The organism is Collinsella sp. AF02-46-1, assembly GCF_003465825.1.
Taxonomy (GTDB): domain Bacteria; phylum Actinomycetota; class Coriobacteriia; order Coriobacteriales; family Coriobacteriaceae; genus Collinsella.
Genome location: NZ_QSBV01000034.1, coordinates 1 through 6,234 on the forward strand (window position 1 = coordinate 1; position 6,234 = coordinate 6,234).

General features: G+C 61.2%; 7 protein-coding genes and 1 pseudogene. 5 read left to right on the top strand and 3 right to left on the bottom strand.

Annotation, left to right across the window (positions count from 1 at the left end; genetic code table 11):
• The 3 genes and pseudogenes from DWV20_RS09555 to DWV20_RS09565 form a co-directional block, all read right to left on the bottom strand.
• Positions 1 to 399 (bottom strand): annotated as a pseudogene (locus DWV20_RS09555) (lantibiotic ABC transporter permease); the annotation flags it as partial.
• Positions 399 to 1,169: a hypothetical protein gene (locus tag DWV20_RS09560; protein ID WP_118256878.1), complete on the bottom strand. Its 771-nt coding sequence runs from the start codon at positions 1,167 to 1,169 to the stop codon at positions 399 to 401. The pseudogene DWV20_RS09555 and the gene DWV20_RS09560, both read right to left, overlap by 1 nt.
• Positions 1,166 to 1,894 (bottom strand): lantibiotic protection ABC transporter ATP-binding protein, encoded by a 729-nt coding sequence (locus tag DWV20_RS09565; RefSeq protein WP_055250122.1) that lies wholly within the window; start codon positions 1,892 to 1,894, stop codon positions 1,166 to 1,168. Before DWV20_RS09565 ends, DWV20_RS09560 begins: the two co-directional genes overlap by 4 nt.
• Positions 1,895 to 2,291: 397 nt before the next feature.
• Between DWV20_RS09565 and DWV20_RS09570 the strand changes: the two genes are divergently transcribed.
• The 5 genes from DWV20_RS09570 to DWV20_RS09590 all read left to right on the top strand — a co-directional run bounded on the left by DWV20_RS09570 (position 2,292) and on the right by DWV20_RS09590 (position 6,106).
• Positions 2,292 to 2,996, top strand: a complete 705-nt coding sequence (locus DWV20_RS09570; protein WP_089573364.1) for a CDP-alcohol phosphatidyltransferase family protein — start codon at positions 2,292 to 2,294, stop codon at positions 2,994 to 2,996.
• Positions 2,997 to 3,062: 66 nt separating this feature from the next.
• Positions 3,063 to 3,497, top strand: coding sequence for an FHA domain-containing protein (locus DWV20_RS09575; RefSeq protein WP_006236002.1), 435 nt, complete (start codon positions 3,063 to 3,065; stop codon positions 3,495 to 3,497).
• A gap of 3 nt (positions 3,498 to 3,500) precedes the next feature.
• Entirely contained in the window at positions 3,501 to 4,385 is an 885-nt protein-coding gene (locus DWV20_RS09580; protein WP_117759889.1) for a MerR family transcriptional regulator, read from the top strand.
• 36 nt (positions 4,386 to 4,421) lie between these two features.
• Entirely contained in the window at positions 4,422 to 4,952 is a 531-nt protein-coding gene (locus DWV20_RS09585) for an adenine phosphoribosyltransferase (RefSeq protein ID WP_199411499.1), read from the top strand.
• Positions 4,953 to 4,984: 32 nt separating this feature from the next.
• Complete coding sequence (locus DWV20_RS09590) at positions 4,985 to 6,106, top strand: NlpC/P60 family protein (protein ID WP_118238516.1); 1,122 nt, start codon at positions 4,985 to 4,987, stop codon at positions 6,104 to 6,106.
• Positions 6,107 to 6,234 lie beyond the last annotated feature (128 nt).

Here is a 6,234-nt window from a genome sequence, read left to right on the forward strand (position 1 = left end):
GGCGAGCGCGCCCCCGAACACGCTGAGCGCCACGGCCAGCGCGCCCGCGCCGAGCGCCGCAAGGGCGAGCAGCTTCGCCGCGACGGCGCGCCCTCGCGAGGGGACCGCCGTGAGGTTGGTGAGGCGCCCGGCAGCGCGCTCCTCGTCCACGGTGAGCCCGCAGACGATGGCGGACATGAGCGGCATGAGGGCGCCGAGGAACTGGGCGTAGGCGTCCGCGCCCAGCGCCGGGTCCCATCGGGTTACGGAGAAGTACTCGCCGCAGGCAAGACCGGCCGCCAGGCCGCAGGCGAGGTGCACCGCCGCGAGCGGGGAGCGCGCCAGGCGCAGGGCCTCGGAGAGCAGGGCCCGCGGGAGAGTCATGCGCGGCGTCGGGTCGGAGAGTCGTGTCATGGCCATCACCTCTCCTCGGAGCGCGCGAACCAGGCCGCGCCCGCCGCCGTGAGCGCGGCGAACGCGAGCGCGCAGACCGCAAGGCCCGCCAGCGTGAGCATGCCGTCCGCCATGAGCGCCCCGCCGAGCGCCATGTCCGCCGCGAGCGGCTCGCCGCTCGGCAGCACGGGGATGAAGCTCGTGGGGATGACCATGTTCGCCGACGGCGGAAAGAGCTGCAGCAGCGGCACCAACGACCAGGCGAACCCACCCACGAGTTGCGCGGCGAGCGGGCAGAAGATGCCCGCGAGCATGCCGAGCCGCGCCGTGAGGAAGAGCCCTGCGGGGATCATCCACGCCGCGGTCACCGTGTTGGCGAGCGCGCAGAGGAGCATCGTGAGCGTGCCCGCGGCCGTGAGACCCTGCGAGGAGAACGCCGATCCCGCGAGGTAGATGCCGAAGACCACGAGGTTCGAGAGCGTGCAAAGAGCGAGGCACCAGAGCGCCTTAGCCCACCAGGCTCGCCCGAGCGGGAAGCCCAGGCCCAGAAGCCCCCGCATCCGCGTGCGAGCGTCCGCCCGCGCGACGCACGCCACCACAAGCGATAGAGACACGGGCAGGAAGAGCGCGTACCAGTAGTTCCACGCGCTAAAGATCTGCACGCCCCGGTAGGGCATCGCGCCGAGCAGCGGCATCGGCAGCGCCATGAGCACGGCCAGGCGAACCGGTGCCGCGTGGCGCGACTTCAGGGCCTCGGCGCGCAGGCCCGCGAGCAGGCCGCCTTTCTCACCCGTCATGCCGCCACCTCCCCGCGCGCTCGTCGCCCTTCCCGGCAGAAGCTCATGAAGAGTTCCTCGAGGTCCTGTCCGGGACGAAGCGCATCCTCGTAGGCGAGGCGCCCCCCGCAGATGATGCCGATGGTGTCCGCCATCTGCTGCACCTCGGAGAGGATGTGGCTCGAGACGATCACCGTCGTACCCGCCGCCGCGAAGCCGCGGATCTGGTCGCGCAGCTCCTCGATGCCGATGGGGTCGAGGCCGTTGGTGGGCTCGTCGAGCACGAGCAGGCGTGGCCGGGCGATCAGCGCCAGTGCGAGCCCCAGGCGCTGCCGCATGCCCATCGAGAAGCGCCCGGCGCGCTTCTTCCCGGTGTCCGCGAGGTCCACGGCGGCGAGCACCTCATCTATGCGGCTCTCGGGAAGGCCCAGCAGCGTGGTGCGCACGCGCAGGTTCTCTCGCGCGGTGAGGTTGGGGTAGAGCGGCGCCTCCTCGATGAGGCTGCCGATTGCGTAGAGGTCCTCGCGGCGCCAGGCGTGCCCGGCAAAGAGGATCTCCCCGGCCGTCGGCCGCAGCATCCCGCAGATCATCTTGAGCGTTGTCGACTTGCCGGCGCCGTTGGGACCGAGCAGCCCGTACACCTCGCCCTCGCGGATATGAAGGCTCACATCGGCCACGGCGTCCTGCGCCTGGTCGCCGCGGCCGAAGCGCTTGGTGAGCCCACGCGTCTCGAGCATGTAACCCATGGGTTTATCCTTTCTCTTCCGGGAGCGCGGGCCGAGTCACCGTGCCCGCGCGCCTTACCTTTCGGGTTCACCATCCATGGTGGGGCGCGTTTCTAACGAAGCCGTAACGGCCGTTGGGCTCTTTTGGCGCCAACCCTTCTCGACCCGCACATCATGAATTAATTTGCTTAAGGCAACAACTTTCCCGATCGATGTAATCACCGAATCAAAACGTGTACATCAGCCATCAAAGATGCCGAAAAATGTCATATTTGGAGGCTGATGTACACAAATGCAGAATCCCGCACAACCCAGTAGCATCCTCCATATGTCTGGACTCTCTATGCATACGCTGGATAGACATCGCCGGAACGGGTATAGTATCGAAAGTTTTGTCGTTAACCAGCGGGGGAGTCCTGTGGGCATCAAAAAGAAGATCAAAAAGGAGCTTATCGGCACTTCCGATTACCCGTCGAATAAGATCTTTACGATCTCCAATTTCATCACCTTTACGCGCCTGATCCTCACCCTGGTATTTCTGTACCTGTTTGTGACGGATAACAACCGCGTCATCGCCATCGTTATCTACGCCGTTGCCGCCTCTACCGACTGGATGGACGGTCAGATCGCCCGCATGACCAAGACGGTCTCGTGGCTCGGCAAGGTCATGGATCCCATCTGCGACCGTGCGCTGCTGTTCACCGGCGTACTTGGGCTGGTGGTCCGCGGAGAGCTGCCCATCTGGGTCTGCGTGCTCATTATTGGCCGCGACATCTATCTGGGCATCGGCACGCTTATCGTGCGTCATTATCACCGTCGCCCCATCGATGTCGTCTTTCCCGGAAAGATTGCCACTGCACTGCTCATGACCGGCTTCTCGCTCATGCTGCTCGGGTTCCCCGTTATTGACGGCCTGCATCTTTTACCTTCAACCCTTACGGCCTTCCCGGGCCTCAACGGAAGCTCGGTGCCCCTCGGCATCTTCTTTGTGTACGGCGGCGTGATCTTCTCCATGCTCACGGCTGTCATCTATTCCATTAAGGGCGGAGTGGCCATTAAACAGGCTCTCGCGCATCCCGAGGACGAGGACATCGACTTTCTGAACCCTGAAATCGAAGACTGATTCGTTGGGGTATGATTACGTACGGTTCATTATTTGCGGCACGTCCGCGATAAGTTAGGGGTTGTCATGGACAACATGGTTAACAATATGCCTCAGAATGATAAGACTGCTGACGCTACCTGCGTATTCCGCGTGCCTTCAAGCGACGTCACCGTTCCCGACCTCATGGCCAACGTGCGCATCACCGCACCCGTTCTGTCCATCGTCAAGGGTCCGCAGACTGGTGCCGCCTTTGAGCTCGAGGACGACGTGACCACCATCGGCCGCGATCCTGCGAACGGCATCTTCCTCAATGACATGACCGTTTCGCGTAGCCACGCGCGCATTATTCGCGAGGGCCTCGGCGCTCGCATTGAGGACCTGGGCTCGCTCAATGGCACCTGGGTCGACGGCGCCATTGTCAACGCGGCCCCGCTGCACGATGGTTCTTCCGTCCAGATCGGTACGTTTACGCTCATCTACCACGAGAGCACGCCGGAGCGCATCGAAACCGGTGAGTAGGGCATGGCCGAACGCAACTATCTGAGTATCGGCCAAGTCGTCAATCTACTTCGAGGCGCATACCCCGATCTATCGAACTCAAAAATTAGATTTCTAGAAGATGAGGGGCTCATCACCCCTCATCGAACGCCTAAGGGGTATCGCCAGTACTCCAAGGAAGACGTTGACCGTCTCGAGGTCATCCTGCACCTGCAGAAGACCCGCTACATGCCGCTCAACGTCATTAAGCAGCGCTTGGAAAACGCAACGGACCTGTCCACTTTGGCTTACGAGGTGGGTCTTCTGTCCGATGTTCCGCTTAAGACGGAGCCCAAGGAGACCAAGCAAAAGCTGCACCCCATCGAGACGATCCCCGACATGCTCGGTGTTGAGATTTCGTTTATCCGCTCCCTTGCCGAGAACGATCTTATCCGCATCATCAAGAGCCCGCAGAACCGAGAGCTCGTCGATGGCAGAGATTTCCCGATTATCCGCTACTGCTCGGAGCTGTCGCGCTTCCACATTGAGCCGCGCAACCTGCGTCAGTACGTATCGTCGGCAAACCGCGAGTCTTCGATGTTTGAGCAGGTTCTCGTGAGCATGCTCGGCATGGATACCTCTGATGATGAGCGCGACGCCAAGCTCGAGCGCGCTTTTAAGAAGCTGCACGACCTCACCGAGGGTGTGCATACCGCGCTCCTTAAGAACCGTGTCTTTGAGTCGCTCAACGCCGTGGTCGAGGACGCCGACATTGATGCACTCGATGAGGAGATTGCACGTTCCGAATCCACCAAGGCTAAAAGCGATGGGGCAAGCGTCCCCGCGGTTGCCGCGCACGAGGAGTCGCTCGTGCAACCGTCCAAGGTCGTCGTCCCCTCGCATAACCCGTCTGCTAACACGGGTAAATAATCGCCGTCCACCCGGCAATCCATGAAAGGTCACGCCATGTACGACTTCGAATCTCATATCGTCGATATCCCCGACTATCCCGAGCCCGGAGTCGTCTTTAAGGACATCACACCGCTCTTTGGCAATCCCGAGGCCCTGAGGGCCATGGTGGATGCCCTTGCCGAGCATTTTGCCGATATGGGCATTACCAAGGTCGTAGGACCCGAGGCCCGCGGCTTTATGGTCGGTGTGCCCGTGGCCGTCGCCCTAGGTGCCGGCTTTGTACCCGCACGTAAGCCCGGCAAACTGCCGCGCAAGACGATAAGCGAGAGCTACGAGCTCGAGTATGGAACGGATTCTATCGAGATTCACGCCGATGCCATCAGCTCTAAAGATACCGTGTTGATTCTGGACGACTTGGTCGCGACGGGCGGAACCGTCGAGGCAACAGGTAAACTGGTGCGTGATATGGGCGCAAAGCTTGTGGGCTACGGTTGTATCCTTGAGCTTGCGTTTCTCAACCCGCGCAAGAAGCTCACGCCGACTGACGACGATGTTGAGCTCTTTAGCCTGGTGACGGTGGACTAGCCGTTACCCTTAGTTACTGGAAAGGAAGCTACATGCGCACAGCAAACACGCACAGAAACATGGCACGCTGCGCTGCTACGGCAACCCTCGCTTGTGTTTTGGGCCTGGGCCTCGTGGCTCCGGCCTACGCCGATACCGCATCCGACCTTGCCGCTGCTCGTACTAAACTCGAGCAGATCGGCACGCAAACCCAGCAAATTCACGATGAACTCTCCGCACAGACGCAGGAGCTTGATCAGACTGCAGGCGAGATTACGCAAAAGCAGCAAGAGATCGCCGAAGGCCAGGCAAAGCTTTCGAGCTACGTTGCCGGTGAGTACAAGACCGGCGGCCTGAGTCTCCTTCAGGTCCTGACGGGTGTCGACGATCTGGGCGATATGCTCAACCGTCTGTTCTACTACGGCAAGGTGTCCGACAAGCAGGCCCAGACCATCCAAGAGGTCAAGGACCTTAAGCAGCAGCTCACCGATAAGCAGGCCGAGCAGGAGAAGAACGTCGCCGCGACGCAGAAGAAAGTCGACGAGCTCAATGCCCAGCAGGCTGAGGCCCAGAATGTCGTGAACTCCCTGGATTCACAGCTGCAGGCCGAGCTTGCTGCCGAGGCCGAGGCCAACGCTGCGCTGCAGGCTGGCATTAATGCCAGCACCGCCGAAAAGGCCACGGTGAGCAACGACACCGCCGGTACGACCGAGAACACCAACAATGGTGGCGGTACGACCAACAACGGCGGCGGCAACACGCCTGCGCCCGCGCCCGCTCCTGCCCCCACGCCGCAGCCCGTGACGCCCGCTCCGACTCCGACGCCTTCCGCACCGAGCCAGTCCGTTGACGGCGGTACCGTTGTTTCTCGCGCTTATAGCAAGCTGGGTTGCGCTTATTCTTGGGGCGGCATTGGACCGAACAGCTTTGACTGCTCCGGCTTTGTAAGCTATTGCCTCACGGGCCGCTACTGCCGTCTGGGCACCACCGGCACTTTCATGGGTTGGACCCGTGTGTCCGATCCGCAACCCGGCGATGTTGTGGTTAACTCCTACCATACCGGCATCTATATCGGTAATGGCCAGATGATCCATGCTTCCGACTACAAAACGGGCGTTATCATCAGCTCCGTCGCAGCCGGTATGAACAACAACTACATCTTCGTACGCTACTAATTTATTACTACAGCGAACGAACATGGGCCTCGCGATCTTGAGTCACGAGGCCCATTCTTTTTACCCCTACCGTTTGCCATAAAATCAGGGGTTGATTTCCGATCTCAGCCGAACACATTGAGCAAATA

What these genes read in the sequence shown, in the direction of transcription:
- DWV20_RS09560 (WP_118256878.1), bottom strand. Translation starts at nt 1,169, where the DNA reads ATGACGGGTGAGAAAGGCGGCCTGCTCGCGGGCCTGCGCGCCGAGGCC.
- DWV20_RS09565 (WP_055250122.1), bottom strand. Translation starts at nt 1,894, where the DNA reads ATGGGTTACATGCTCGAGACGCGTGGGCTCACCAAGCGCTTCGGCCGC.
- DWV20_RS09575 (WP_006236002.1), top strand. Translation starts at nt 3,063, where the DNA reads ATGGACAACATGGTTAACAATATGCCTCAGAATGATAAGACTGCTGAC.
- DWV20_RS09580 (WP_117759889.1), top strand. Translation starts at nt 3,501, where the DNA reads ATGGCCGAACGCAACTATCTGAGTATCGGCCAAGTCGTCAATCTACTT.
- DWV20_RS09585 (WP_199411499.1), top strand. Translation starts at nt 4,422, where the DNA reads ATGTACGACTTCGAATCTCATATCGTCGATATCCCCGACTATCCCGAG.
- DWV20_RS09590 (WP_118238516.1), top strand. Translation starts at nt 4,985, where the DNA reads ATGCGCACAGCAAACACGCACAGAAACATGGCACGCTGCGCTGCTACG.